Genomic DNA, 23,878 nt, shown 5'->3' with positions numbered 1-23,878 from the left:
GGGGATGCCTCTCATCTGGTACGAAAAACGGTTAAATTCACTGTTTTAAGCTACGCTTTTCTCTCAAGCCTATGAAAAAGGCCACAAAATAATGAGGAAAGCAGAATGACGATTATTAAGGGGATTACAGGGCCGGCGGTGCTTCTGGCGGCGCTGAGCCTGCCGTTACAGGCCGCAGAGCCGGTTAAGGTGGGTTCCAAAATTGATACCGAGGGCGCGTTGCTCGGCAATATCATTTTGCAGGTGCTCGAAAGCCACGGCGTGAAAACGGTCAATAAAGTGCAGCTTGGCACCACGCCTGTCGTGCGCGGTGCTATCACTTCCGGCGAGCTGGATATCTACCCGGAATACACCGGCAACGGGGCATTCTTCTTCAAGGATGAAAACGATCCGGCCTGGAAAAATGCCAAAGCCGGGTACGAAAAAGTCAAAAAGCTGGACGCGGAAAAAAATAAGCTGGTCTGGCTTACACCGGCACCGGCCAACAACACCTGGACCATCGCGGTGCGCAAAGATATCGCCGAGAAAGGCAAGCTCACCTCGCTTGACGATCTCAGCCGCTACCTGAAAGAGAAGGGCGAGTTTAAGCTCGCGGCCTCGGCAGAGTTTATCGAGCGCGCTGATGCCCTGCCAGCGTTTGAAAAAGCTTATGATTTCAAGCTCGATCAGGCACAGCTACTCTCTCTGGCGGGCGGCGACACGGCGGTGACCATTAAGGCGGCGGCGCAGAAAACCTCCGGCGTCAACGCGGCGATGGCTTACGGCACCGACGGCCCGGTCGCGGCGCTTGGTCTGCAAACCCTGACCGACCCGAAAGGCGTTCAGCCAATTTACGCCCCAACCCCGGTCGTGCGCGAGGCGGTGCTGAAAGCCTACCCGGATATCGACGATTGGCTCAAACCGGTGTTTGAAAAACTGGATGCGAAAACGCTGCAACAGCTGAATGCCAGCATTGCCGTAGAGGGGCTGGATGCCAAAAAAGTGGCTGCCGACTTCCTGAAACAACAAGGGCTTGTGAAGTAACGGGATAAGGCTGTGCCAATAAAATGTCATAACCGCATCCTGCTGCTGTTGGTCTGTATGGCCATCGTGGCGGTCGCGTTACCTTTTGTGAATGTCGCGCCAAACCGTCTGGTGTCGGGCGAACCGCGCGCGCTGTGGCAGATCTGGGCATTTACGCCGCTGCTGCTGGGCGCGGCGCTGGCGAGTACCGTAGTCTTAGCCTTCTGGCCGGGGCGAACCGCGCTGTGGCTGACGCTTCTGCTCAGCGAAGCGCTGTTTATCGTACTGTTCTGGAGCGCGGGACAGGCGGCGACGCAGATGGCCTCGGTTGAAAGCCCGCTGGCGCGCACGTCGATTGGCAGCGGCCTGTGGCTGTGGCTGGCACTCTGCCTGCTGGCCTGTAGCGATGCCATTCGCCGCCTGACGCCGATACCTGTGTGGCGCTGGCTGCTGAACGCGCAATTCTGGGTTATCCCCCTGCTGATCCTCTTCAGCGGCGATCTGAATCAACTCTCGCTGTTAAAAGAGTACGTCAACCGCCAGGAGGTGTTTGACAACGCGCTGGCGCAACATCTGACGATCCTGTTCGGGACGCTGGTCCCGGCGCTGCTGCTGGGCGTGCCGCTGGGCATGTGGTGCTACCGACATCCCAGCCGCCAGGGTGCCGTCTTTACCGTGCTCAACGTTATTCAGACCATCCCCTCCGTTGCCCTGTTTGGCCTGCTGATTGCCCCCCTCGCCGGTCTGGTTAAATCCTTCCCTGCGTTGGCCGCGGCAGGCATTGCCGGAACCGGGCTGACCCCGGCGCTGATTGCCCTTGTGTTGTATGCGCTGCTGCCACTGGTGCGCGGCGTGGTGGCGGGGTTAAGCCAGGTTCCGCCCGACGTGCTGGAAAGCGCCCATGCGATGGGGATGAGTGCGCGCCAGTGTTTCTGGAAAATACAGCTGCCGCTTGCGCTTCCGCTGCTGGTTCGCAGCCTGCGGGTGGTGACGGTGCAAACCGTGGGGATGGCGGTGATTGCCGCGCTGATCGGGGCGGGCGGCTTTGGGGCGCTGGTGTTCCAGGGGCTGCTCAGCAGCGCGCTGGATCTGGTGTTGCTGGGCGTTGTGCCCACGATTGCGCTGGCGGTCGTTCTGGATGCCCTGTTTGCCCTGTGGCTCGCGCTGCTCAGGAGAAGAGCCAATGATTGAATTTCATGATGTGAGTAAAACCTTTGCGGGCCGTCCGGCGGCAAGCCATCTCAATCTGCATTTTGCCGAGGGGGCGTTCTCGGTATTGATCGGGACGTCGGGGTCGGGAAAATCGACGACGCTGAAGATGATCAATCGGCTGGTGGAGCACGACAGCGGGACGATTCGCTTTGCCGGAGAGGAGATCCGCAGCCTGCCGGTGCTGGAGCTGCGGCGGCGTATGGGCTACGCCATTCAGTCCATCGGCCTGTTTCCCCACTGGACGGTGGCGCAGAACATTGCCACCGTGCCACAGCTGGAAAAATGGTCCCGGGGGAAGATCAATGAGCGTGTCGACGAGTTGATGGCGCTGCTGGGCCTGGACGCGTCGCTTCGCGACCGCTACCCGCACCAGCTTTCCGGCGGACAACAGCAGCGGGTCGGGGTGGCGCGCGCGCTGGCCGCTAACCCGCAGGTACTGCTGATGGATGAGCCCTTCGGCGCGCTGGATCCGGTCACCCGCGGCGCACTTCAGGCCGAGATGAGCCGCATCCACCGTATTCTCGGGCGCACTATCGTGCTGGTGACGCATGATATCGACGAAGCACTGCGGCTGGCCGATCGTCTGGTACTGATGGATCACGGCGAAGTCGTCCAGCAGGGTACGCCGCTTGAGCTGTTAACGTCGCCGGCAAACGATTTTGTGCGTGAGTTCTTTGGCCGCAGCGAGCTGGGTGTCAGGCTGCTCTCGCTGCGCACCGTCAGGGACTATCTGCGTCCGCAGGATGCGCAAATCGGTGGTGAACCGCTGCATGACGGGATGAGCCTGCGCGATGCCCTTTCGGCGTTTGTCGCCCGGCAGTGTGAGGTGTTACCCGTTGCGGACGGGCAGGGGACACCATGCGGGACGATCCATTTTCGCGATCTGCTGGCGGGGGAGGTGACGCGTGAAGTGGGTCCGTGATCCGTTACTCTGGCTGACAGGGCTGTTTATCGCCTTACTCTACCTGATGCCGCACAGCGCGGCGCTGTTTAATGCGCTTATTCCCGGGCTGCCGCGCCCGGTGTACCAGCAGGAGAGCTTTGTTAATCTCACCCTGGCGCACTTCTGGCTGGTAGCGGCGTCAAGCGTGATTGCCATCGTGCTGGGCACAGGTGCCGGTATTGCGGTGACGCGGCCTGCGGGCAGGGAGTTCCGTCCGCTGGTGGAGACCATCGCCGCAACGGGGCAGACCTTCCCGCCGGTGGCCGTGCTGGCGATTGCCGTGCCGGCGATCGGTTTTGGGCAGGAGCCTGCCATCATTGCGCTGATCTTGTACGGCGTGTTGCCCATTCTGCAAGGGACGCTGGCGGGCATTGCGGCGGTGCCTGCATCGGTGCTGAGCGTAGCGGAAGGGATGGGAATGAGCGCCTGGCAGCGGCTACTGAAGGTTGAACTGCCGCTGGCCGCACCGGTGATTATTGCCGGTGTGCGGACGTCCGTGATCATCAACATTGGTACGGCAACCATCGCATCGACGGTCGGGGTCAATACGCTGGGGACGCCGATCATTATCGGGTTAAGCGGGTTTAACACGGCCTATATTATTCAGGGGGCGGTTCTGGTTGCGCTGGCGGCGATTGTGGTGGATCGCCTGTTTGAACGCCTGGCCGGATACCTCAGCCAACACCGCCGCGAACAATAAACGAGTAACCTGCAAGCATAACGCCACCGATACCGCTGACGGCCATCAGTGCAAAAAGGGTAATTACGGCCAGTTTCGTTGCCTTCATCATGTGCTCCTGTTGTTAACGGAACAATTATACGGTGAAGCGCAGCTGTTAATGAACCATTAAATGCCGTTACAACGCATTTGGCCCCAGCGAGTAAACGGGATAACCATGTTCGCGCCATTCCGTCAGGAGCTGCTGCTGGGAAGCGGAGGGGACTTCGCCGCACCAGACCAGCAGCGTCTGCCCCTCAAACAGTTCCGGCCTGAGCTGTGCCAGGGAGTGTGCAAGCACGTCAACGCGCCAGCCCTGCTGGGTGGCAATCCAGGCTTCGAGCCACAGCCGGGTGGTATCGTGGACGTTCCAGCCGATCACCAGCGCATCTTTGCTGTTTTTATTCCGCGCTGAGGCAAGACAGACGGAAATATAGTTAATCAGCACGCCATCAAGCATACTGAGCAGTGCCTGTAAGGTGGTTTGCTGACACTGAAGCCGACGCCGTAGGGGAATAAAAAGATGGGTGATCAGGGTTTGCGCGGGGTAGTCTCGACCCTGTTCTTTGATCCAGCCGCGCAGACGCTGCAAATTGCCGGTCTGCAACAGCCTCAGCAGCGTTTCCTGCTGCTCGCGCCAGAGATGCTGCGTATCAGGATCGTCCTGGCTCAGAAGCGACTTCACCTTGCCTACCTGTACGCCATTGTCGATCCAGCTTTTGATCTCGCGTATCCGGTCAATATCCGCATCGTTAAACAGGCGGTGCCCGCCGTCCGTTCTTTGCGGCTTAAGCAATCCATACCGTCGCTGCCACGCCCGTAGCGTAACGGGATTGATATCACACAGGAGTGCCACTTCACCTATCGTGTAAAGCGCCATTTTCGCCCCCAGGCTTGCGCGTCCCCAGCTTAACTGTAGACCCACTTTGCGGAACCAGGAAGATTTGATTCTTTTTTGTACAAATTATACGAAAGACAGGTTATCTCCGGCAAAAGGTGTGATGACGGACACGATTTATCGCTTTTTTGGCACGTTTCAAAGAAAGTTAACCGCCATCAGTGTATGTTACGCGTTTTTAGAATGTGCGGTTTGTGAGTATGTACGAGTTTAATCTGGTGCTGCTGTTGCTTCAGCAGATGTGCGTGTTTCTTGTCATCGCCTGGTTGATGAGCAAAACGCGCCTGTTCATTCCGCTGATGCAGGTCACCGTCCGTCTGCCGCACAAATTCCTCTGCTACGTCGTATTTTCCATATTCTGCATTATGGGGACCTGGTTTGGTCTCCATATTGAAGATTCCATCGCCAATACGCGCGCCATTGGCGCGGTAATGGGCGGGCTGCTCGGAGGCCCGGTCGTGGGCGGTCTGGTGGGGTTAACCGGCGGCCTGCACCGCTATTCGATGGGCGGTATGACGGCACTAAGCTGCATGATCTCCACCATTGTCGAAGGGCTGCTCGGTGGTCTCGTCCACAGCTATATGATTAAGCGCGGACGGCCGGATAAAGTGTTCAGTCCCCTTACCGCCGGGGCGATCACCTTCGTGGCGGAAATGGCGCAGATGGCGATCATCCTGCTGATCGCGCGCCCGTTTGACGATGCGTTACATCTGGTCAGCAGCATTGCCGCACCGATGATGGTCACCAATACCGTTGGTGCGGCGCTGTTTATGCGCATTCTGCTCGACAAACGCGCCATGTTCGAAAAATACACCTCGGCATTTTCTGCCACCGCATTAAAAGTTGCGGCGTCGACGGAAGGGATCCTGCGGCAGGGATTCAACGAGGAGAACAGCATGAAGGTGGCGCAGGTGCTGTATAAAGAACTGGATATCGGGGCCGTGGCGATTACCGATCGCGAAAAGTTGCTGGCGTTTACCGGTACCGGGGACGACCACCATCTTCCAGGTAAGCCGATCTCCTCGGCCTACACTTTGCGCGCTATTGAAACGGGTGAAGTGGTGTATGCCGACGGGAATGAAGTGCCGTACCGCTGTTCCCTGCATCCGCAGTGCAAACTTGGCTCTACGCTGGTTATTCCCCTGCGGGGCGAAAACCAGCGCGTCATGGGCACCATTAAGCTTTACGAAGCCAAAAATCGCCTGTTCAGCTCCATCAACCGCACGCTGGGGGAGGGTATCGCCCAGCTGCTTTCGGCGCAAATCCTGGCGGGGCAGTATGAACGGCAAAAAGCGCTGCTGACGCAGTCAGAAATTAAGCTCCTGCACGCTCAGGTGAATCCGCATTTCCTGTTTAACGCGCTCAACACGCTGAAGGCGGTGATCCGCCGCGACAGCGATCAGGCCGCGCAGCTGGTGCAATTTCTGTCGACATTTTTTCGCAAAAACCTGAAGCGTCCCTCGGAGATCGTCACCCTCGCGGACGAGATTGAGCATGTAAACGCCTATCTGCAAATTGAAAAAGCGCGCTTCCAGTCACGTTTACAGGTGTCGTTATCCGTCCCGGATGAGCTGGCGTATCAGCATCTTCCGGCCTTTACCCTGCAACCGATTGTGGAGAACGCCATTAAGCATGGGACGTCGCAGCTGCTGGGAACCGGAGAAATCATGATTTCCGCTTCCCGTTTTAACCACCATCTTGTACTGGATATTGAAGATAACGCGGGGCTGTATGAAGCCTCCGCGTCAGGCGGTCTGGGCATGAGCCTGGTGGATAAGCGCCTGCGCGCACATTTTGGTGATGACTGCGGTATCACCGTCGCCTGTGAGCCAGACCGCTATACCCGAATTACCTTACGATTGCCGCTGGAGGAGACCGCATGTTAAGAGTGCTGATTGTTGATGATGAGCCGTTAGCACGGGAAAACCTGCGTGTCCTGTTGCAGGAGCAGAGTGATATTGAGGTCGTGGGGGAATGCGCCAATGCCATTGAAGGCATCGGTGCGGTGCATAAACTGCGCCCGGACGTGCTGTTCCTCGATATTCAGATGCCGCGCATCAGCGGTCTGGAGATGGTCGGCATGCTCGACCCGGAGCACCGTCCCTATATCGTCTTTCTGACGGCCTTTGATGAGTACGCGGTAAAGGCGTTTGAAGAGCACGCGTTTGATTATCTGCTGAAACCGATTGAAGAGAAACGCCTTGAAAAGACCCTGACCCGTCTGCGCCAGGAGCGTACCGCGCAGGACGTGACGCTGCTGCCGGAGCATCAGCAGCCCCTGAAGTTTATCCCCTGTACCGGGCACAGCCGGATTTACCTCCTGCAAATGGACGACGTTGCCTTTGTCAGCAGTCGTCTGAGCGGGGTATACGTCACCAGCGCTGAAGGCAACGAAGGCTTTACCGAGCTTACGTTACGCACGCTGGAGAGCCGCACGCCGCTGATCCGCTGTCATCGACAGTATCTGGTGAACATGGCGCACCTGAAGGAGATCCGCCTGGAAGATAACGGCCAGGCCGAACTGGTGCTACGTGCAGGGCAAACCGTGCCCGTCAGTCGTCGCTATCTGAAAAGTTTGAAAGAGGCGATAGGGCTGTAAAACTGGTACACTGCGCGCCATTGCATCATCGACATTCGAAGGCTCTATGCTAAGTAACGATATTCTTCGTAGCCTGCGCTACACCCTGAAAGCGAACAATAATGACATGGTGCGCATTCTTGCGCTCTCCGACATGGAATCCACGTCCGCCGGGTTCGACACCTGGATGACTAAAGAAGATGAAGAGGGTTTTGTGCGCTGCCCGGACATCATTCTGTCGGGCTTCCTGAACGGCCTGATCTACGACAAGCGCGGCAAAGATGAATCTGCGCCTGAGCTGGCGCTGGAGCGTCGGGTTAATAACAACACGGTGCTGAAAAAGCTGCGTATTGCGTTCTCCCTGAAAACTGACGACATTCTGGCGATCATGACCGAGCAGAAATTTCGCGTGTCGATGCCGGAAATCACCGCCATGATGCGCGCGCCGGATCATAAAAATTACCGCGAGTGTGGGGATCAGTTTCTGCGTTATTTCCTGCGTGGGTTGACGCAGCGGGTGCATAACCAGAAGGGGTGATTTTTAGCCGGGTGGCGGCTTCGCCTGACCCGTCCTACAAAACTCGTAGGCCCGTGCAAGCGTAGCGCCGCCGGGCAAAAAAAAGCCGGATTCTCATCCGGCTTTTTTATTACTTCACCTGCTGACCCGGCTTCGCGCCTTCGTCAGGGCTTAACAGGAAGATGTCTTTTCCGCCCGGGCCTGCGGCCATCACCATCCCTTCAGAGATGCCGAAGCGCATTTTACGCGGCGCCAGGTTTGCCACCATCACGGTCTGACGACCGATCAGCACCTGCGGATCAGGGTACGCGGAACGAATGCCGGAGAAGACGTTACGTTTCTCGCCGCCCAGATCCAGCGTCAGACGCAGCAGTTTGTCAGAACCTTCCACGAACTCCGCGTTTTCGATCAGCGCCACGCGCAGGTCGACTTTGGCGAAATCATCAAAGGTGATGGTCTCCTGAATCGGATCGTCCGCCAGCGGGCCGGTCACCGGCGCGGCAGCCGCTTTCACCTCTTCTTTTGATGCTTCCACCAGCGCGTCAACCTGTTTCATCTCGATGCGGTTATACAGTGCCTTGAAGGTGTTCACCTTGTGGCCGAGCAGCGGCTGCTGGATGGCATCCCAGGTCAGTTCGGTGTTCAGGAATGCTTCCGCGCGGGCTGCCAGCTGCGGCAGAACCGGCTTCAGCCAGGTCATCAGCACGCGGAACATGTTCAGACCCATGGTGCAGATCGCCTGCAAGTCGGCGTCGCGGCCTTCCTGTTTCGCCACCACCCATGGTGCCTGCTCGTCGACATAGCGGTTGGCCACGTCTGCCAGCGCCATGATTTCGCGAATGGCTTTACCAAATTCACGGCTTTCCCAGGCTTCGCCAACCGCAGCGGCGGCGTCGGTGAAGGTTTTATACAGCTCAGGATCGGCCAGTTCGGCAGAGAGCACGCCGTCAAAGCGTTTAGCGATAAAACCTGCGTTACGGGACGCCAGGTTCACCACCTTGTTGACGATGTCCGCGTTCACGCGCTGCACGAAATCTTCCAGATTCAGGTCGATATCGTCGATGCGGGAAGAGAGCTTCGCGGTGTAGTAGTAGCGCAGGCTATCCGCATCGAAGTGGTTCAGCCAGGTGCTGGCCTTAATAAACGTCCCGCGAGATTTGGACATCTTCGCACCGTTGACCGTTACGTAGCCGTGTACGAACAGGTTAGTCGGCTTGCGGAAATTGCTGCCTTCAAGCATCGCTGGCCAGAACAGGCTGTGGAAGTAAACGATGTCTTTGCCGATGAAGTGGTACAGCTCGGCGGTGGAATCTTTCTTCCAGTACTCGTCGAAGCTTAGGGTATCGCCGCGCTTGTCACACAGGTTCTTGAAGGAGCCCATGTAGCCGATTGGCGCATCCAGCCAGACGTAGAAATATTTGCCCGGCGCGTTCGGGATTTCGAAGCCGAAGTATGGCGCATCGCGGGAGATATCCCACTGCTGCAGACCGGATTCAAACCACTCCTGCATCTTGTTCGCCACCTGCTCCTGCAGCGCGCCACTGCGGGTCCATGCCTGCAGCATTTCGCTGAATGACGGCAGGTCGAAGAAGAAGTGCTCGGAGTCACGCATCACCGGCGTGGCGCCGGAAACCACGGATTTCGGCTCGATAAGCTCGGTCGGGCTGTAGGTCGCGCCACACACTTCGCAGTTATCGCCGTACTGGTCCGGGGATTTACATTTCGGACAGGTGCCTTTGACGAAACGGTCCGGCAGGAACATGCCTTTTTCCGGATCGTACAGCTGAGAGATGGTGCGGTTTTTAATGAAACCGTTCTCTTTCAGACGGGTGTAGATCAGCTCTGACAGCTCGCGGTTCTCGTCGCTGTGCGTGGAGTGATAGTTGTCATAGCTGATGTCAAAGCCAGCAAAATCGGTCTGATGCTCCTGACTCATTTCGGCGATCATCTGTTCCGGGGAAATTCCCAGCTGCTGCGCTTTCAGCATGATTGGGGTGCCGTGGGCATCGTCCGCACAGATGAAGTTCACCTCGTGGCCGCGCATTCGCTGGTAACGGACCCAGACATCAGCCTGGATATGCTCCAGCATGTGGCCGAGGTGGATTGAGCCGTTGGCGTACGGCAGGGCGCACGTTACCAGAATTTTTTTCGCGACTTGAGTCATAGTAGGCATTACTTCTTTTAACTGTGAAAAGGGTTTTCGATATTACCAAAAGGGGCATTATTAAGTAAGCACAAACCACGGCCTTTCAGGTAAACTTGTTCATCTAAGGTCTTATTCACAAGAACAAAGGAGTCGGGATGAGTTCTCAATCCCAGGCCAAATCACCGGAAGCCTTACGAGCAATGGTCGCCGGGACGCTGGCTAATTTTCAGCATCCAACCCTGAAGCACAATCTCACGACGCTGAAAGCGCTTCATCATGTCGCATGGCTGGACGATACGCTGCACATTGAGCTGCAGATGCCGTTCGTCTGGACCAGCGCCTTTGATGCCCTGAAAGAGCAAACCAGCTCTGAGCTGCTGCGCATTACTGGCGCAAAAGCAATTGACTGGAAGCTAAGCCACAGCATCGCCACGCTCAAGCGCGTGAAAAATCAGCCGGGCGTTAACGGCGTGAAGAACATCATCGCCGTCAGTTCTGGCAAGGGTGGGGTGGGTAAATCGTCGACCGCCGTGAACCTGGCGCTTGCGCTGGCGGCAGAAGGGGCGAAAGTCGGCATTCTGGATGCTGATATTTATGGCCCGTCCATTCCGAACATGCTGGGTGCTGAAAACCAGCGTCCAACTTCGCCGGACGGTACCCACATGGCGCCGATCGTGGCGCACGGTCTGGCGACCAACTCCATTGGTTACCTGGTCACGGACGATAACGCAATGGTCTGGCGCGGCCCGATGGCCAGCAAAGCTTTGCTGCAAATGTTGCAGGAGACAATGTGGCCTGACCTCGATTATCTGGTGCTGGACATGCCGCCGGGCACCGGTGATATCCAGCTGACGCTGGCGCAGAACATTCCGGTCACCGGCGCCGTCGTGGTCACCACGCCGCAGGATATCGCGCTGATCGACGCCAAAAAAGGCATCGTGATGTTCGAGAAGGTGGAGGTGCCGGTACTCGGCATCGTCGAAAACATGAGCATGCACATTTGCAGCAATTGTGGACACCATGAGCCGATCTTCGGTACCGGCGGTGCGGAGAAGCTGGCGGCGCAATATCACACCCAACTGCTGGGGCAACTGCCGCTGCATATCACACTGCGTGAAGATCTGGATAGCGGTAAGCCGACGGTGGTCAGCCGTCCTGATAGCGAATTCACGGAAATCTATCGTCAGCTGGCGGGGCGCGTTGCGGCGCAACTGTACTGGCAGGGGGAAGTGATCCCGAGCGAGATCGCCTTCCGCGCGGTGTAACGCCTCTGCGCGTCAGTGCCGGGTGGCGGCTTCGCCTTACCCGGCCTACCTCGATTTTGTAGGTCAGGTAAGCGTAGCGCCACCTGACTTTACCCAAGCCGATAGTGCATCAAATAATACTCTCCTTCCGGAGAATCCCCCGTCGCCTCAATGTGCCAGCCGTGGCGCTGGTAAAACGCAACCGCCCGCTCATTCTTCACCAGACACTTCAGCGCGCCTGTACTGGTAAACGTCCTCTGTACTTGTTCCAGTAACAAACGGCCAACTCCCAGACGCTGATACAGCGGGTCGACAAACAGATTGTGCAAAAAGTTATCATTTTCCCTGACGGAGGCAAACCCTACCCGGTGACCGTCGTGAATCGCAACCCAGATCTGCTCGTCACGCGTTGCGGCGTCAAAATCCTCAAGCTGCCATTCAGAATTGTCCAGCCATGGCCAGGCCACGCGTCGTGCATGCAGGTACAGCGTGCGCAGAAATGGCCGGTCGTCCTCCTGCCAGGGCCGGATCATCGTATCAGCGGTGATAGAAAATATCTCCGTTATAGGCTTTGTAGATTTTGCCATCAGCATCGCCAATCAGAACGTAATTTTCACCCATGTAGGTCCAGTGCGTACCGGCATCGGGCGCGGGAAGGTTACGTAACTGGTACTGTTTGATGGTGTACTCTGGCGTCTGATACTGCGCGGGCGCGGTATCGCCAATCTTAAATTTGGTGAAGTCGGCGATGAACTCCTGTTCTTCATAAGCCTTAATGCCGGAAGGCGCGGCGGCCGTTTGCGGGGCTGCGAATGCGGAGCCCGCCAGAGACAGTAATACACCCAGAAGCACCAATTTACGCTTAGCCATTTTTTCTCCAGTGATATCGTTACGGATACGCTTGTCTGCGGGGGACAGTGCGGCAGACAGCCCATTTTAAGTATCAAAACAGGGTGTGTTTGAAAAAAAATGTAACAAAAGTGAACGGTTTTGTGTAGTGCCAGCGGTTGTGAGTATTTTTGATATGAATGCGTGCTGACGGGAATAATTCATTGTAACTATCGTTTTGCTGAATTAATTCTGAAAATACATTGTTGCCGTAATTTTATAAACTGTAGATCGTGCTTTTTTTTGCCACAGGCTTTAAGATTTTCAGGAAGATTATATTTTAATTAATTGCCCGTCACAGATCGGGCAATTCGTGTCTTCACTTTTAGATTACGTTTTAGTATTCCCTTGAAAAGAAACTTATTTCAAGCGTGGGTTAGCGCAGGGCTGCGCCCCGTCGGGCGTTCGCTACGAGCAGGGATGATAAGTATATATAAATGAAAAACACAACAGCATTATCTGTAATATTCTTAGCAATAAGTCAGTTGGCGGGGTGCGTAATTTCTCCTGGCCAAACGTTAAGTACCGCAGGCAAAAAAATAATTGCGCCGGCTGATCTCAATAATAGCTTAGATAAACAAATCGAAATTTATCCACTTACGCCCGGATTAATTGAGAAACTACGTCCCGCAGCAGCTAAATCTCAGGCAAATCCTAATCTTGATGAGCAGGTCAAAAAGTGGGAATACCGTATTGGAATCGGTGACATCCTGACGGTCACCGTCTGGGATCACCCGGAGCTGACTACGCCCGCGGGACAGTATCGCAGCGCAAGCGATACGGGAAACTGGGTCAATGCCGATGGCACGCTCTTTTATCCTTACGTAGGTAAACTGCACGTGGCGGGAAAAACGGTTTCCAGAGTTCGCGAGGAGATCACCGCGCGGCTGGATAACGTCATTGAAAGCCCTCAGGTCGACGTCAGCGTTGCCGCTTTCCGTTCGCAAAAAGCCTACGTTACGGGAGAAGTGGCGAAATCTGGCCAGCAGGCCATCACCAACATTCCGTTGACGGTTATGGATGCCGTTAATGCCGCAGGTGGGCTTACTGCTGATGCGGACTGGCGGAACGTAGTGCTGACTCACAACGGTCAGGATTCCCGAATTTCCCTTTATGCCCTGATGCAGCATGGCGATTTAACCCAGAATAAGCTGCTCAACCCTGGCGACATCTTGTTTATTCCCCGCAACGATGCGCTGAAAGTATTCGTGATGGGCGAAGTTGTTAAACAGAGCACGCTGAAGATGGATCGCAGCGGCATGACGTTGGCCGAAGCGCTCGGCAATGCCGGTGGCCTGGACCAGAATATGGCTGATGCGACGGGTATTTTTGTTATCCGCTCGGTACGCGAGTCCGGGAAAATTGCGAATATCTATCAACTGAATGCAAAAGACGCTTCGGCCATGGTGCTGGGCACCGAGTTTCAGCTTGAGCCTTACGACATTGTCTATGTCACCACTGCTCCACTCTCCCGCTGGAATCGCGTAATAACACAGCTTGTTCCGACAATCAGCGGGGTGCATGACCTCACCGAAACGGTTCGTTATATCAGATCGTGGCCGCAATAATGTTCGAATCAATACTCGTGGTATGTACCGGAAATGTCTGCCGTTCTCCGATTGGAGAACGGCTTTTGCGCCAGCACTTGCCCGACAGACACATCACCTCGGCGGGAATACTTGGCCTTGAGGGGTATCCGGCGGATGAGTGCGCCCAGGACGTGGCCTGGCGGCATGGGATCTCCCTCGACGGTCATGTGGCGCGCAGGCTGACACGCAGCCTGATGCAGGGATCCGATCTCATCCTGGTTATGGAGCCGGAACATCTTCGCTTCATTGCAGCCATGGCGCCGGAAAACAGGGGGAAGTCGCTGCTTTTTGGGCAGTGGCTGGAGCCGCAGGATATCCCAGACCCCTATCGTAAAAGCCGTGAAGCGTTTGAATATGTGTTCGGGCTATTGGGTAAAGCCAGCCAGGAATGGGCACGTCGTTTAGGACAGAAAGGAATAAAGCATTAATGTCGTCTTACACAACAGACAATTATGGTGCAGGGGCACCCGAACAAAATGAAATCGATCTCGTTCGTTTGCTCGGCGAAATGATCGACCACCGCACGATGATATTGTGCGTGACTTTCCTTTTCACTTTATGCGCGGGCCTCTATGCCTGGGTTACGCCACCTGTTTATCAGGCGGATGCTATGGTGCAAATAGAAAGCAAACAGGATAACGGCCTGCTCAAAGGCTTGAGCCAGCTGGGCACCGATATTTCGCCGGATGTTGCCCCTGAAATTTTACTGTTGAAATCTCGCATGATCCTCGGCGAGACCGTCGACAAATTAGATCTGACGTATCAGGCAAAGCAGCGCGTTTTGCCTGTGGTGGGGCGTCTCTGGCAGCGTCTGCAAGGGCGTGGCCAGGGCAACATAACGTTAGGCGAACTCCAGATCCCGCAGGTGGAGGGCAAAGCGCAAGAACTCACGCTGACCGTACAGGAAGCGGGAAGGTATCACCTGACGGGCGAAAACATTGAGGCAGACGGCCAGGTTGGTAAAACGCTGGTTACGCAAGGGATCGTGCTGCGGGTGACCTCGATTGAGGCGACGCCAGGCACACAGTTTTCGCTTAAGTCGTTGACGCGCCTGGAGACGATCAATGCACTGAAGAAGCGTCTGACGGTCGTGGAATCGGAGAAACAGAGCGGTATTGTGACCTTAACCCTGACGGGTGAAGATCCTGACAAAATCGCCCGGGTGCTGAATGCGATTGCTGAAAATTATCTTCAGCAAAATATCGCGCGCCAGGAGGCTCAGGATTCGCGTAGTCTGGATTTTTTACAGGAGCAGTTACCGAAAATCAGAGCGGACCTGGATCAGGCTGAAGCGCGGCTGAATGCCTACCGGGCGCAGCGCGACTCTGTGGATCTGTCTTTAGAGGCAAAATCCGTCCTGGATCAGGTTGTGAACGTTGAGAATCAGCTAAATGAGCTGACGTTCCGGGAGGCAGAAATTTCCCAGCTCTTTAAAAAGAGTCACCCTACCTACCGTGCATTGCATGAAAAAAGACAAACCCTTGTGCGGGAACGGGATCGTCTTAATAACCGTGTGTCCTCGATGCCCTCCACGCAGCAGGAGATTTTACGCCTGAGCCGCGATGTTGAGTCGGGCCGCACGATTTATTTACAGCTTTTGACGCGTCAGCAGGAGCTGAATATTTCCCGCTCCAGCGCTGTCGGGAACGTGAGGATCATTGATGAGGCGGTTACACTCCCGGATCCGATAAAACCGCGAAAAGCGCTAATCATTGCGCTTGGCGCGCTGTTCGGGCTCATCCTTTCAATGGGGACCGTACTGGTACGTCAAGCGTTCAAACGTGGGATCACGCTTTCCGAACAGCTGGAAGCGCAGGGGATGCCGGTTCTGGCGACGTTACCACGTTCACAGTGGCTGTGGAGTAAAACGCATTTGCGCAGAAAAAATCCGTTTTCTCGTCGCTGGACACACAAAACCTCGGATGTACCTTTCCTGCCAGTCGATCGACCTGCTGATATGTTTGTTGAAGCGGTACGCGGGCTGCGAACCAGTCTGCATTTCACCATGATGGAGGCTGAGAATCGCATTGTGATGATTTCTGGCCCCACGCAGGACTGCGGAAAAACGCTGGTGGCGACGAACCTGGCGGCCATTGCCGGGCAGAGCGGTCAGCGTGCGCTGTTTATTGATGCGGATATGCGCCAGGGTTATGTGCATAATATTTTTGGCCTGGAGAACCGCCACGGATTATCCTGCCTGCTGGAAGGGAAGCGCGACTTTGGGGAGGTCATTCAGCATGCTGAAAAAGGGGGAATTGACGTCATCACCTGCGGCCCGGAACCCCTGCGTCCGTTAGAAATGCTGTTAAGCGAACGGTTCATTGACATCATGTCCTGGGTTAACGAGCACTATGACATTGTCATCATCGATACACCCCCAGTTCTTGCCGTCAATGATGCTGCGCTGGTTGCCAGAGCAGCCGGAACAACGCTAATGGTTGCCCGTTACGATAAAACCAGCGTGAAAGAGATGGAGAATACCGTTAAACGTCTACAGCACGTTGGCGTGAAGGTCAGCGGCACAATCCTCAACGATATTGTTAAATCCGCAGCGCTGTTTTACAGCTCGGGGTACAGCCAGTATGACTACGGTTATGCTTCGAGGAAAAAAGGATAGGGGCGTCAGGACGGGGATAATAAACCCTCTCCCGGATGGGAGAGGGAAAAGCATTACTTCGCCATCACTTCCTGCGCGGTACGCTCAACCAGAGACAGCAGGACTTTAACGTCCTCCAGCGTCACGGTTGGGTTCAGCAGGGTCAGCTTCAGGCAGGTGACGCCGTTATGCTCGGTCACCCCGACGTTTGCGCGGCCGGATTCCAGCAGCGCATCGCCAATTTTCTGGTTCAGCAGGGCGATACCGGCGTCAGCCATCTGGGTCTGCGGACGGAAGCGGAACAGCACGCTTGCCAGCTGGGGTTGCATAACCAGTTCCAGAGCAGACTGCTCTTTTACGTAAGCCGCAACCTGCTGTGCCAGCGTCACGCCGTGATCGATAATTGCCGCATATTGCTCCTGACCCAGCGCTTCCAGGCTCATCCACAGTTTCAGCGCGTCGAAACGACGGGTGGTTTGCAGAGATTTGGAAACCAGGTTAGGCACGCCCGCTTCTTCATCGAACTCAGAGTTCAGGTAAGCCGCCTGATAGCGCATCAGCTCATAATGACGTGCTTCTTTCAGCAAGAAGGCACCGCAGCTGATGGTCTGGAAGAACTGCTTGTGGAAGTCCAGCGTCACGGAATCCACCAGCTCGATGCCGTCCAGGTAGTGACGATACTGCTCGGACATCAGCAGCGCGCCGCCCCAGGCCGCATCAACATGTACCCAGATATTCTGTTTCGCAGCCAGCTCGGCAATGGCACGCAGCGGATCGATAGCACCCGCATCCGTCGTGCCGGCCGTGGCCACAATCGCCAGAATCTGTTCGCCGTTCGCGTTGCACTGTTCGATTTTCGCCGCCAGATCGGTGAGATCCATGCGGGAGAATTCATCAGTTTTCACCTGCACCACGGACTGGTAGCCCAGGCCCATCAGCGCCATGTTTTTCTGCACGGAGAAGTGGGCGTTTTCAGAGCACAGCACGCGAATTTTGCGCAGATCGCCCACCAGACCGTCCTGCTGTACCGAGTGGCCTTGACGCGCGAAGAACGCATCACGCGCCAGCATCAGGCCCATCAGGTTACTCTGGGTGCCGCCGCTGGTGAAGACGCCTGCGTCGCCAGCCTGATAACCCACGCGGGTACGCAGCCATTCGATCAGCTTGATCTCAATAATGGTTGCGGACGGGCTTTGATCCCAGGAGTCCATACTCTGGTTGGTGGCGTTAATTAGCACTTCCGCCGCCTGGCTTACGACCAGGCTTGGGCAGTGCAGGTGCGCCACGCACTGCGGGTGATGAACGGACAAACTGTCTTTCAGGAAGAACTCCACGGCGCGTTCAATCGCCGCTTCGTTGCCCAGCCCTTTCGGGTTGAAATCCAGCTTAATACGGTCGCGCAGCTCCGCGACCGTTTTGCCCTGGTACATCTCAGGCTGTTTCAGCCACTGCATCACAGCCTGAGTGCTTTGTTCAATCGCCTGCTGGTAAGCTTCAATGCTCTGGGCAGAGGAGAACAAAATTGGGTTTGAATCAGACATCGTAATCAACAACTCCGGTTACGCCGGGCGAACGCCCGCAGCAAGCAGTGCCTGCTCGAATTTATCCAGGAAGACTTTCAGCTCGTCATCGCTGATCAGCAGTGACGGCAGCAGACGCAGAACGATACCGTTACGGCCGCCACGCTCCAGAATCAGGCCTGCTTCGAAGCACTTCTTCTGGATCAGTGCAGACAGCTCGCCATCGCCCGGGAAGCAACCCATGTGGTCGGCGGCTTCATGTGGCTTAACGATTTCAATACCGATCATCATGCCCAGACCGCGAACGTGGCCGATAACCGGATAGCGTTTCGCCATCTCTTTCAGCTGGCCTTTCAGCCATTCGCCCTGTGCGGCAACTTTGCCCGCGATATTCTGGTCTTTCAGGATCTTCAGCGTCGTCAGACCGGTTGCCATCGCCAGCTGGTTGCCGCGGAAGGTACCGGTGTGGTGACCAGGCGCCCACGCATCGAACTGCTTCTTGATACCGAGCACAGCCAGTGGCAGACCGCCGCCAACTGCTTTGGACATCACGATGATGTCAGGCTCAATGCCTGCGTGTTCGAAGGCAAAGAATTTACCGGTACGGGCAAAGCCAGCCTGAACTTCGTCGAGGATCAGCAGAATGCCGTGTTCCTGAGTCACTTTACGGATGCGCTGCAACCACTCAGCCGGAGCCGGGTTCACGCCGCCTTCGCCCTGAACAGCTTCCAGGATCACCGCGGCAGGTTTACGCACGCCGCTTTCAACGTCGTTGATCAGGTTATCGAAGTAGTAGGTCAGCGCCTTCACGCCCGCTTCACCACCGATACCCAGTGGGCAGCGGTACTCGTGTGGGTAAGGCATGAACTGGACTTCTGGCATCATACCGTCAACCGCTTCTTTCGGAGACAGGTTACCGGTGACGGACAGTGCACCGTGGGTCATACCGTGGTAACCACCAGAGAAACTGATGATACCGCTGCGACCGGTTACTTTTTTCGCCAGCTTCAGCGCCGCTTCAACGGCGTCAGCCCCGGACGGGCCAGTGAATTGCAGGCAGTACTCTTTGCCCTGACCAGGCAACAGAGAGAGGAGGTATTCTGAAAACGCGTCCTTCAACGGCGTAGTCAGATCCAGGGTATGTAACGGCAAGCCGCTGGTAATGACATTTTGGATGCTTTGCAGCACATCAGGATGATTGTGGCCAAGCGCGAGGGTGCCTGCGCCTGCTAAACAGTCAAGGTATTCTTTATTATCTGCATCGGTGATCCACACGCCTTCTGCTTTCGTGATCGCTAAAGGCAGTTTGCGCGGATAACTCCTGACGTTAGATTCAAACTCGGCCTGACGGGCCAGATAGGTTTCGTTGCTTTTGTGGGCATCTACGGTGTCAATACGGACTTTATCCGTCATCATATCACTCCTACAACCGCCGCTTCGTTATGAGCAACGATTGAATAAAAAGTTAAAAAACAGATGGGGCCTGAAAAAAACGCCGCCAATATAGAGCCTTTTGTCACCGGGCTCAATGGTTAATTTGTTTACTGTTTTGTGACACAGGGCACAGGGGAGGGGATAACCTCATTTTCCGGCAAAAATATGCAGTTTATTCTCAATAAAAACAGTCGTTTATATATGGATTGTCAGCATTGTAAAATCAGATGAAAGAGTGTGGCAAATTGTGCGCCTGGCAGGCTAAAAGGAGGCGGAGAGCCTCCTTAGACTGTTTATTTTTGGGTAACGCGTAAAACGCCGTGTTCACGTCCCTTTGTTTTATTCCATGACGCGTCCGTAATACCGTTTTCATCCAGGCTTATCGATATCACAAAACCGTTACCATGGATCTCATAGAAATTCGCATTCAGACGTTTAACGCTGGCTTTTTTGCCGTTCACGGTAGCGCTAAAAAAGCCGTTAGAAAGGGTAGCGTTAACCGTATCCGACGAGAACGAGGCTTCGCGAAGGGGATCGTGAACGGATGCCGTTGGTTCGTGTTGTGCCGCGTTTTCCGCTTTGGTTTTGCTGATATCGCAAGATCCATCGCCAGCGCTAATTTGCGTGCATCCCGAGCGCTCTAACTGAGCACGATAGTGTGCGCTAATGGCGTGTGCAGGCGAAATACACCCAGCAAGTACGGCAGCGCTTAACACTAGCATCATTGATTTTTTCATTTTATCACCTTAAAAACGACACAAATAATAAGAAACGTACATAATGCCGATCCAGACCCCGACCGAAATAAGCAATAGATACAGGGCAGCTGAAATAAAAATGTGTTTGAGCATGTTATTGGCCATCATCATACTTTCCATCAGCGAAGTACTGTCGCCCTGAAAAGCTTCCTCTATTATGAATGTAGTCGAGTTACGTGTTTTTCTTAAAAGCCAATCCCGATGCCTGCGCCCATAGCAAGATCATTATTTGTAGAATCGCTTACGCCAGCTTTAACGATGGTGTTGCTACCAACGTGGAAGGATGCACCCACACTAACAGCTTGCTCGTCTTTAAAGCTACCTACACCAGCAGAGAACATGACAGCCTGTTCTTTCTCTACTTGAGGCATAGAGGCGATAGCTACAGCGCTAGCAGCACCTGAACGGGCTTCTTTCTTATTGCTATCAACTTCATCTTTCAGGCTCTTGAATTGAGAGTTAGTGTTAGCTTGCGCTTGTGCGAACACTTGTTGAGCAGCTTTCAGATCTTTAGCTTGTGCTGTAGTTTGGGTATTGAGTGACTTAACCAGATTGATAGTTTTAGTATCAACTTCTTTCTTAGTGATGGTAGTTGTGATTCCGTTAGAGCCAGCTTTACCTGCATCCCCTTTATCCCCTTTATCCCCTTTATCACCTTTAGCGCCAGTGTCGCCCTTATCACCTTTGATGGAATCTCCTTTATCTCCTTTCTCACCCTTAACACCTGGAGCACCATCTTTCCCAGCTATACCTTGTGCGCCTGTATCACCTTTTAAACCTTGCGCACCTGTAGCACCTGCAGCGCCTGTAGCACCCGTTGCCCCGTCTTTACCGTCAACACCATCTTTACCATTAACACCGTCTTTAGGTGGTGTTTGGTTCTCTAAAGCGGTGATCCGTTGATCATGGTTAATCAATACAGAACCTTGTAACGCGCTTTCATCTTGCAATGATTTAATATCGGAACCATTGTTAACAACACCTTGTAAAGCAGTGTCTGCTTTGTTTTTAATGTCATTAATCAAAATATTTTGTTTGTTGTCGGTGGAGGTCTGATCAGCTTTGTTGTCATCTACTTTCTGATTCAAAGTAGAGTTAAATTGTGCATTAGCATTAACACCAGCTTGAGCAGCATCAGCTTTATTTACAGCAGTGTTAGCAGTATCTTGCGCATTATTGATAGCAATGTTTGCCTTCTCAACATCCCCTTGCAGATTATAGATTTGTCCGTCTTGTTGAGTGTTGCTAGCCTTGATGTTATCAAGGTTATATGCGGTGTTGTTAGTCCCTTGAACCTGAATAAAAGTACCTGAATTGGTAACATTATCGTTAAGAGTTACATTTACATCAGCAGCTTTAGCTACGTTCATTGTACCAGCAAAAAGAGCACCGATAATAGCGACAGCGATGACGGTTTGTCTAACAGGTTTCATTTGAAATGACTCACAGTGTTTGGCAGATAAAATATACGCTAGCGATATTGCTAACGTTTGTTTAAGCAGAGCTGAATGGGTAAGTTTAAGTGTGTCGAATTTTATAGTTGTATTTAATATTTATGTTGGTAACGGAGCGAAACTATAGATATTTCGCGGCGAGAAATATTGATTTTGATCATGTTTCTTATTAATGATAAGAATGATGAGAAATAATGCTCTTGCATTGTTTCTTCTTTAAAATCAATTTGTTGTGATGCGCTTGCGAACTGTCTTAATTTAACCTTATGATTTTTATGAGATTTTATTTTAACACTTATGCGGTTTTTATTTAAGTGATGGAAATTAAGGTTTACACGGGGGTTTTCAAATGAAAATCACAACCTTTAAAGCTGAAAGTAAACATTATCGAGTGGGTGTATTTAAATAAAGGGCAAGATATTCTTCCGTAAGATTTCCAATGTAGACATTAAATAAAGATATTTGTAATGTGAATTCAATGTTAGTTATTTATTCAGTACAAATAATACCGGAAAACGAACAATAGAATTTCTCATTTTTATGTAACCTGAACCCGTCTGTACCTTCTGAGGCAGTGAGATAAAGGGAAAATGGTTGTCAGCAGGCTCAACCACGGGTACACTAAATAAAAAAGTATTGTTTAAGCTTTTGTTTTATAGATGATTTGACTCGGGGTGCCCTTCCTTGTGAAGGCTGAGAAATACCCGTATTACCTGATCTGGATAATGCCAGCGTAGGGAAGTCAGATGCCTACCCGGTCATCGCTTCTTTCCGCACGGCAGGAGCGAAACCATGCAGCCTGACCTGCTCGACTCACACGTTTTACATCAATTCCGAACCCGTTCCCCGCTCACGCACTGTATGACCAACGATGTCGTGCAGACCTTCACCGCCAACGTTCTGCTCGCGCTCGGTGCTTCCCCGGCAATGGTGATCGAAGCCGAGGAAGCGGAACAGTTTGCCGCGCTTGCCGATGCCCTGCTCGTCAACGTTGGCACGCTCACCGCGCCGCGCGCCCAGTCGATGCGTCGGGCTATTGAGAGCGCGGTAGCCGCGGGCACACCCTGGGTTCTGGACCCCGTCGCGGTTGGCGCGCTGGCGTTCCGCACCCGTTTTTGCCAGCAAATATTATCCCTTAAACCTGCGGCCATTCGTGGCAACGCCTCCGAAATCCTCGCCCTTGCCGGAATGAGTGCGGGCGGACGTGGGGTCGATTCCACCGATACGGCAGCGAGCGCGTTGACCGCTGCGCAGGCGCTTGCCCGCCAGGCCCACGCCGTTGTAGTCGTCACAGGGGAAGTGGATCACATCACCGACGGCCAGCGAACCCGTACGGTCGCGGGGGGCGACCCGCTGATGACCCGCGTGGTAGGAACTGGCTGTGCGCTCTCGGCGGTCGTCGCCGCCTGCTGCTCGCTGCCTGGCGACAGGCTTGATAACGCGGCGGCAGCCTGCGGCTTTATGAAGCGCGCAGGGTCAGTTGCCCTGACTCAAAGCCGGGGGCCCGGCAGCTTTGTCTCCGCGTTTCTGGACGCGCTTTACGCGCTGAAGGAACAGGTATGACACGCATTAATGCCCTGACTATTGCGGGAACCGATCCAAGCGGCGGAGCGGGGATCCAGGCAGACCTGAAAACCTTCTCTGCGCTCGGCGCATACGGGTGCTCGGTTATCACCGCGCTGGTTGCGCAAAACACGCGCGGCGTACAGTCGGTGTATCGCATTGACCCGGATTTTGTCGCCGCGCAGCTGGATTCGGTATTCAGCGACGTACGTATCGACACCACCAAGATCGGCATGCTGGCAGAGGCGGACATTGTTGAAGCGGTCGCTGAACGTCTCAAACACTACCAGATAAAAAACGTGGTGCTTGATACCGTGATGCTGGCCAAAAGCGGCGATCCGCTGCTCTCCGCCTCGGCTGTCGATACCCTGCGTAAAAAGCTGCTGCCGCAGGTTGCGCTGATCACGCCAAACCTGCCTGAAGCCGCCGCGCTGCTGGATGCGCCACACGCGCAAAACGAACGTGAGATGAAAGAGCAGGGGAATGCGCTGCTGGCGATGGGGTGTCGCGCGGTGCTGATGAAAGGCGGCCATCTTGATGATGCAGAAAGCCCGGACTGGCTTTTCACCCACGATGGCACGCAACGTTTCACCGCGCCACGCGTCCAGACCAAAAACACCCACGGCACGGGCTGTACGCTCTCGGCGGCGCTGGCGGCGCTGCGTCCTCGTCACGCCACATGGGCGGATACGGTGCAGGAGGCAAAGGTCTGGCTCTCGGGCGCGCTGGCAAAAGCCGATTCTCTGGAAGTGGGTCACGGTATTGGTCCGGTTCACCATTTTCATGCATGGTGGTAAGCCGTATACTGGCATGAAACT

General features: G+C 54.5%; 22 protein-coding genes and 1 riboswitch. Of the genes, 13 read left to right on the top strand and 9 right to left on the bottom strand.

The window, feature by feature from the left end:
• The first annotated feature begins 105 nt into the window (after positions 1 to 105).
• The 4 genes from osmF to ACQG1K_RS14645 are packed head-to-tail and all read left to right on the top strand — an operon-like array spanning position 106 to position 3,857.
• Entirely contained in the window at positions 106 to 1,023 is a 918-nt protein-coding gene (gene osmF / locus ACQG1K_RS14660; RefSeq protein ID WP_367076028.1) for a glycine betaine ABC transporter substrate-binding protein OsmF, read from the top strand.
• A gap of 12 nt (positions 1,024 to 1,035) precedes the next feature.
• Complete coding sequence (locus tag ACQG1K_RS14655) at positions 1,036 to 2,193, top strand: ABC transporter permease (protein WP_063199054.1); 1,158 nt, start codon at positions 1,036 to 1,038, stop codon at positions 2,191 to 2,193.
• Positions 2,186 to 3,136 carry an ABC transporter ATP-binding protein gene (locus ACQG1K_RS14650; RefSeq protein WP_022648680.1) on the top strand — a complete coding sequence of 317 codons (951 nt, stop codon included), beginning with the start codon at positions 2,186 to 2,188 and terminating at the stop codon, positions 3,134 to 3,136. Before ACQG1K_RS14655 ends, ACQG1K_RS14650 begins: the two co-directional genes overlap by 8 nt.
• Positions 3,120 to 3,857 carry an ABC transporter permease gene (locus ACQG1K_RS14645; protein WP_022648679.1) on the top strand — a complete coding sequence of 246 codons (738 nt, stop codon included), beginning with the start codon at positions 3,120 to 3,122 and terminating at the stop codon, positions 3,855 to 3,857. The genes ACQG1K_RS14650 and ACQG1K_RS14645 overlap by 17 nt, the downstream gene beginning before the upstream one ends.
• On the opposite strand, the gene ACQG1K_RS14640 is transcribed toward ACQG1K_RS14645, so the two are convergent.
• Both ACQG1K_RS14640 and mlrA read right to left on the bottom strand, forming a co-directional pair.
• Positions 3,832 to 3,945, bottom strand: a complete 114-nt coding sequence (locus tag ACQG1K_RS14640; RefSeq protein ID WP_022648678.1) for a protein YohO — start codon at positions 3,943 to 3,945, stop codon at positions 3,832 to 3,834. The two genes, ACQG1K_RS14645 and ACQG1K_RS14640, sit on opposite strands and share 26 nt — an antisense overlap.
• A gap of 69 nt (positions 3,946 to 4,014) precedes the next feature.
• Entirely contained in the window at positions 4,015 to 4,755 is a 741-nt protein-coding gene (gene mlrA / locus ACQG1K_RS14635; protein WP_022648677.1) for an HTH-type transcriptional regulator MlrA, read from the bottom strand.
• A 218-nt stretch (positions 4,756 to 4,973) separates the two neighbouring features.
• On the opposite strand from mlrA, the gene ACQG1K_RS14630 reads away from it, so the two are divergent.
• From ACQG1K_RS14630 to ACQG1K_RS14620, 3 genes are read left to right on the top strand one after another with little or no spacing between them, the layout of a single operon-like run.
• A complete protein-coding gene (locus ACQG1K_RS14630; protein ID WP_367076025.1) occupies positions 4,974 to 6,659 on the top strand; it encodes a sensor histidine kinase in 1,686 nt (561 codons plus the stop codon).
• The gene (btsR, locus tag ACQG1K_RS14625; RefSeq protein ID WP_022648676.1) at positions 6,653 to 7,372 is read left to right on the top strand and encodes a two-component system response regulator BtsR; all 720 of its coding nucleotides are present in this window, start codon (positions 6,653 to 6,655) and stop codon (positions 7,370 to 7,372) included. Before ACQG1K_RS14630 ends, btsR begins: the two co-directional genes overlap by 7 nt.
• 46 nt (positions 7,373 to 7,418) lie before the next feature.
• A complete protein-coding gene (locus ACQG1K_RS14620) occupies positions 7,419 to 7,889 on the top strand; it encodes a DUF1456 family protein (RefSeq protein ID WP_015572337.1) in 471 nt (156 codons plus the stop codon).
• A 109-nt stretch (positions 7,890 to 7,998) separates the two neighbouring features.
• Here the strand turns inward: ACQG1K_RS14620 and metG are convergent, their stop codons facing one another.
• Entirely contained in the window at positions 7,999 to 10,032 is a 2,034-nt protein-coding gene (metG, locus tag ACQG1K_RS14615) for a methionine--tRNA ligase (protein ID WP_023300575.1), read from the bottom strand.
• A 137-nt stretch (positions 10,033 to 10,169) separates the two neighbouring features.
• Here metG and apbC point away from each other — a divergent pair, with 137 nt between their 5' ends.
• Complete coding sequence (gene apbC / locus ACQG1K_RS14610) at positions 10,170 to 11,279, top strand: iron-sulfur cluster carrier protein ApbC (protein WP_022648674.1); 1,110 nt, start codon at positions 10,170 to 10,172, stop codon at positions 11,277 to 11,279.
• 89 nt (positions 11,280 to 11,368) lie between these two features.
• Here the strand turns inward: apbC and ACQG1K_RS14605 are convergent, their stop codons facing one another.
• On the bottom strand, positions 11,369 to 11,845 hold the full coding sequence (locus tag ACQG1K_RS14605) for a GNAT family N-acetyltransferase (RefSeq protein ID WP_165715628.1): 477 nt from the start codon (positions 11,843 to 11,845) through the stop codon (positions 11,369 to 11,371).
• Positions 11,796 to 12,128 (bottom strand): RcnB family protein, encoded by a 333-nt coding sequence (locus ACQG1K_RS14600; protein ID WP_022648672.1) that lies wholly within the window; start codon positions 12,126 to 12,128, stop codon positions 11,796 to 11,798. The genes ACQG1K_RS14605 and ACQG1K_RS14600 overlap by 50 nt, the downstream gene beginning before the upstream one ends.
• A 455-nt stretch (positions 12,129 to 12,583) precedes the next feature.
• Here ACQG1K_RS14600 and ACQG1K_RS14595 point away from each other — a divergent pair, with 455 nt between their 5' ends.
• The 3 genes from ACQG1K_RS14595 to ACQG1K_RS14585 are packed head-to-tail and all read left to right on the top strand — an operon-like array spanning position 12,584 to position 16,352.
• Positions 12,584 to 13,714 carry a polysaccharide export protein gene (locus ACQG1K_RS14595; RefSeq protein ID WP_193543150.1) on the top strand — a complete coding sequence of 377 codons (1,131 nt, stop codon included), beginning with the start codon at positions 12,584 to 12,586 and terminating at the stop codon, positions 13,712 to 13,714.
• The gene (locus tag ACQG1K_RS14590; protein WP_058646975.1) at positions 13,714 to 14,163 is read left to right on the top strand and encodes a protein tyrosine phosphatase; all 450 of its coding nucleotides are present in this window, start codon (positions 13,714 to 13,716) and stop codon (positions 14,161 to 14,163) included. The genes ACQG1K_RS14595 and ACQG1K_RS14590 overlap by 1 nt, the downstream gene beginning before the upstream one ends.
• On the top strand, positions 14,163 to 16,352 hold the full coding sequence (locus ACQG1K_RS14585; RefSeq protein ID WP_426720823.1) for a polysaccharide biosynthesis tyrosine autokinase: 2,190 nt from the start codon (positions 14,163 to 14,165) through the stop codon (positions 16,350 to 16,352). Before ACQG1K_RS14590 ends, ACQG1K_RS14585 begins: the two co-directional genes overlap by 1 nt.
• A 53-nt stretch (positions 16,353 to 16,405) precedes the next feature.
• On the opposite strand, the gene ACQG1K_RS14580 is transcribed toward ACQG1K_RS14585, so the two are convergent.
• From ACQG1K_RS14580 to ACQG1K_RS14565, 4 genes are all read right to left on the bottom strand, one after another.
• Positions 16,406 to 17,872, bottom strand: coding sequence for a pyridoxal phosphate-dependent decarboxylase family protein (locus ACQG1K_RS14580; RefSeq protein ID WP_022648668.1), 1,467 nt, complete (start codon positions 17,870 to 17,872; stop codon positions 16,406 to 16,408).
• An 18-nt stretch (positions 17,873 to 17,890) separates the two neighbouring features.
• Positions 17,891 to 19,267 (bottom strand): diaminobutyrate--2-oxoglutarate transaminase, encoded by a 1,377-nt coding sequence (locus ACQG1K_RS14575; RefSeq protein WP_032622473.1) that lies wholly within the window; start codon positions 19,265 to 19,267, stop codon positions 17,891 to 17,893.
• A 311-nt stretch (positions 19,268 to 19,578) separates the two neighbouring features.
• Entirely contained in the window at positions 19,579 to 20,022 is a 444-nt protein-coding gene (locus ACQG1K_RS14570; protein ID WP_022648666.1) for a hypothetical protein, read from the bottom strand.
• A 206-nt stretch (positions 20,023 to 20,228) separates the two neighbouring features.
• The gene (locus tag ACQG1K_RS14565; RefSeq protein WP_367076019.1) at positions 20,229 to 21,476 is read right to left on the bottom strand and encodes a YadA C-terminal domain-containing protein; all 1,248 of its coding nucleotides are present in this window, start codon (positions 21,474 to 21,476) and stop codon (positions 20,229 to 20,231) included.
• 681 nt (positions 21,477 to 22,157) lie between these two features.
• Positions 22,158 to 22,254: riboswitch (TPP riboswitch) on the top strand.
• A gap of 35 nt (positions 22,255 to 22,289) precedes the next feature.
• On the opposite strand from ACQG1K_RS14565, the gene thiM reads away from it, so the two are divergent.
• Both thiM and thiD read left to right on the top strand, forming a co-directional pair.
• Positions 22,290 to 23,060: a hydroxyethylthiazole kinase gene (gene thiM / locus ACQG1K_RS14560; protein ID WP_063147717.1), complete on the top strand. Its 771-nt coding sequence runs from the start codon at positions 22,290 to 22,292 to the stop codon at positions 23,058 to 23,060.
• Positions 23,057 to 23,857 carry a bifunctional hydroxymethylpyrimidine kinase/phosphomethylpyrimidine kinase gene (gene thiD, locus ACQG1K_RS14555; protein WP_023300565.1) on the top strand — a complete coding sequence of 267 codons (801 nt, stop codon included), beginning with the start codon at positions 23,057 to 23,059 and terminating at the stop codon, positions 23,855 to 23,857. Before thiM ends, thiD begins: the two co-directional genes overlap by 4 nt.
• Positions 23,858 to 23,878: the final 21 nt, after the last annotated feature.

The sequence above is a fragment of the Enterobacter cloacae complex sp. 402C9 genome, from assembly GCF_050030745.1.
In the GTDB taxonomy this organism is placed as follows: domain Bacteria; phylum Pseudomonadota; class Gammaproteobacteria; order Enterobacterales; family Enterobacteriaceae; genus Enterobacter; species Enterobacter intestinihominis.
This window is presented reverse-complemented; position numbering and strand designations above follow the sequence as displayed.

What these genes read in the sequence shown, in the direction of transcription:
- osmF (WP_367076028.1), top strand. Translation starts at nt 106, where the DNA reads ATGACGATTATTAAGGGGATTACAGGGCCGGCGGTGCTTCTGGCGGCG.
- ACQG1K_RS14650 (WP_022648680.1), top strand. Translation starts at nt 2,186, where the DNA reads ATGATTGAATTTCATGATGTGAGTAAAACCTTTGCGGGCCGTCCGGCG.
- ACQG1K_RS14640 (WP_022648678.1), bottom strand. Translation starts at nt 3,945, where the DNA reads ATGAAGGCAACGAAACTGGCCGTAATTACCCTTTTTGCACTGATGGCC.
- mlrA (WP_022648677.1), bottom strand. Translation starts at nt 4,755, where the DNA reads ATGGCGCTTTACACGATAGGTGAAGTGGCACTCCTGTGTGATATCAAT.
- ACQG1K_RS14630 (WP_367076025.1), top strand. Translation starts at nt 4,974, where the DNA reads ATGTACGAGTTTAATCTGGTGCTGCTGTTGCTTCAGCAGATGTGCGTG.
- btsR (WP_022648676.1), top strand. Translation starts at nt 6,653, where the DNA reads ATGTTAAGAGTGCTGATTGTTGATGATGAGCCGTTAGCACGGGAAAAC.
- ACQG1K_RS14620 (WP_015572337.1), top strand. Translation starts at nt 7,419, where the DNA reads ATGCTAAGTAACGATATTCTTCGTAGCCTGCGCTACACCCTGAAAGCG.
- metG (WP_023300575.1), bottom strand. Translation starts at nt 10,032, where the DNA reads ATGACTCAAGTCGCGAAAAAAATTCTGGTAACGTGCGCCCTGCCGTAC.
- apbC (WP_022648674.1), top strand. Translation starts at nt 10,170, where the DNA reads ATGAGTTCTCAATCCCAGGCCAAATCACCGGAAGCCTTACGAGCAATG.
- ACQG1K_RS14605 (WP_165715628.1), bottom strand. Translation starts at nt 11,845, where the DNA reads ATGGCAAAATCTACAAAGCCTATAACGGAGATATTTTCTATCACCGCT.
- ACQG1K_RS14600 (WP_022648672.1), bottom strand. Translation starts at nt 12,128, where the DNA reads ATGGCTAAGCGTAAATTGGTGCTTCTGGGTGTATTACTGTCTCTGGCG.
- ACQG1K_RS14595 (WP_193543150.1), top strand. Translation starts at nt 12,584, where the DNA reads ATGAAAAACACAACAGCATTATCTGTAATATTCTTAGCAATAAGTCAG.
- ACQG1K_RS14590 (WP_058646975.1), top strand. Translation starts at nt 13,714, where the DNA reads ATGTTCGAATCAATACTCGTGGTATGTACCGGAAATGTCTGCCGTTCT.
- ACQG1K_RS14585 (WP_426720823.1), top strand. Translation starts at nt 14,163, where the DNA reads ATGTCGTCTTACACAACAGACAATTATGGTGCAGGGGCACCCGAACAA.
- ACQG1K_RS14580 (WP_022648668.1), bottom strand. Translation starts at nt 17,872, where the DNA reads ATGTCTGATTCAAACCCAATTTTGTTCTCCTCTGCCCAGAGCATTGAA.
- ACQG1K_RS14575 (WP_032622473.1), bottom strand. Translation starts at nt 19,267, where the DNA reads ATGATGACGGATAAAGTCCGTATTGACACCGTAGATGCCCACAAAAGC.
- ACQG1K_RS14570 (WP_022648666.1), bottom strand. Translation starts at nt 20,022, where the DNA reads ATGAAAAAATCAATGATGCTAGTGTTAAGCGCTGCCGTACTTGCTGGG.
- ACQG1K_RS14565 (WP_367076019.1), bottom strand. Translation starts at nt 21,476, where the DNA reads ATGAAACCTGTTAGACAAACCGTCATCGCTGTCGCTATTATCGGTGCT.
- thiM (WP_063147717.1), top strand. Translation starts at nt 22,290, where the DNA reads ATGCAGCCTGACCTGCTCGACTCACACGTTTTACATCAATTCCGAACC.
- thiD (WP_023300565.1), top strand. Translation starts at nt 23,057, where the DNA reads ATGACACGCATTAATGCCCTGACTATTGCGGGAACCGATCCAAGCGGC.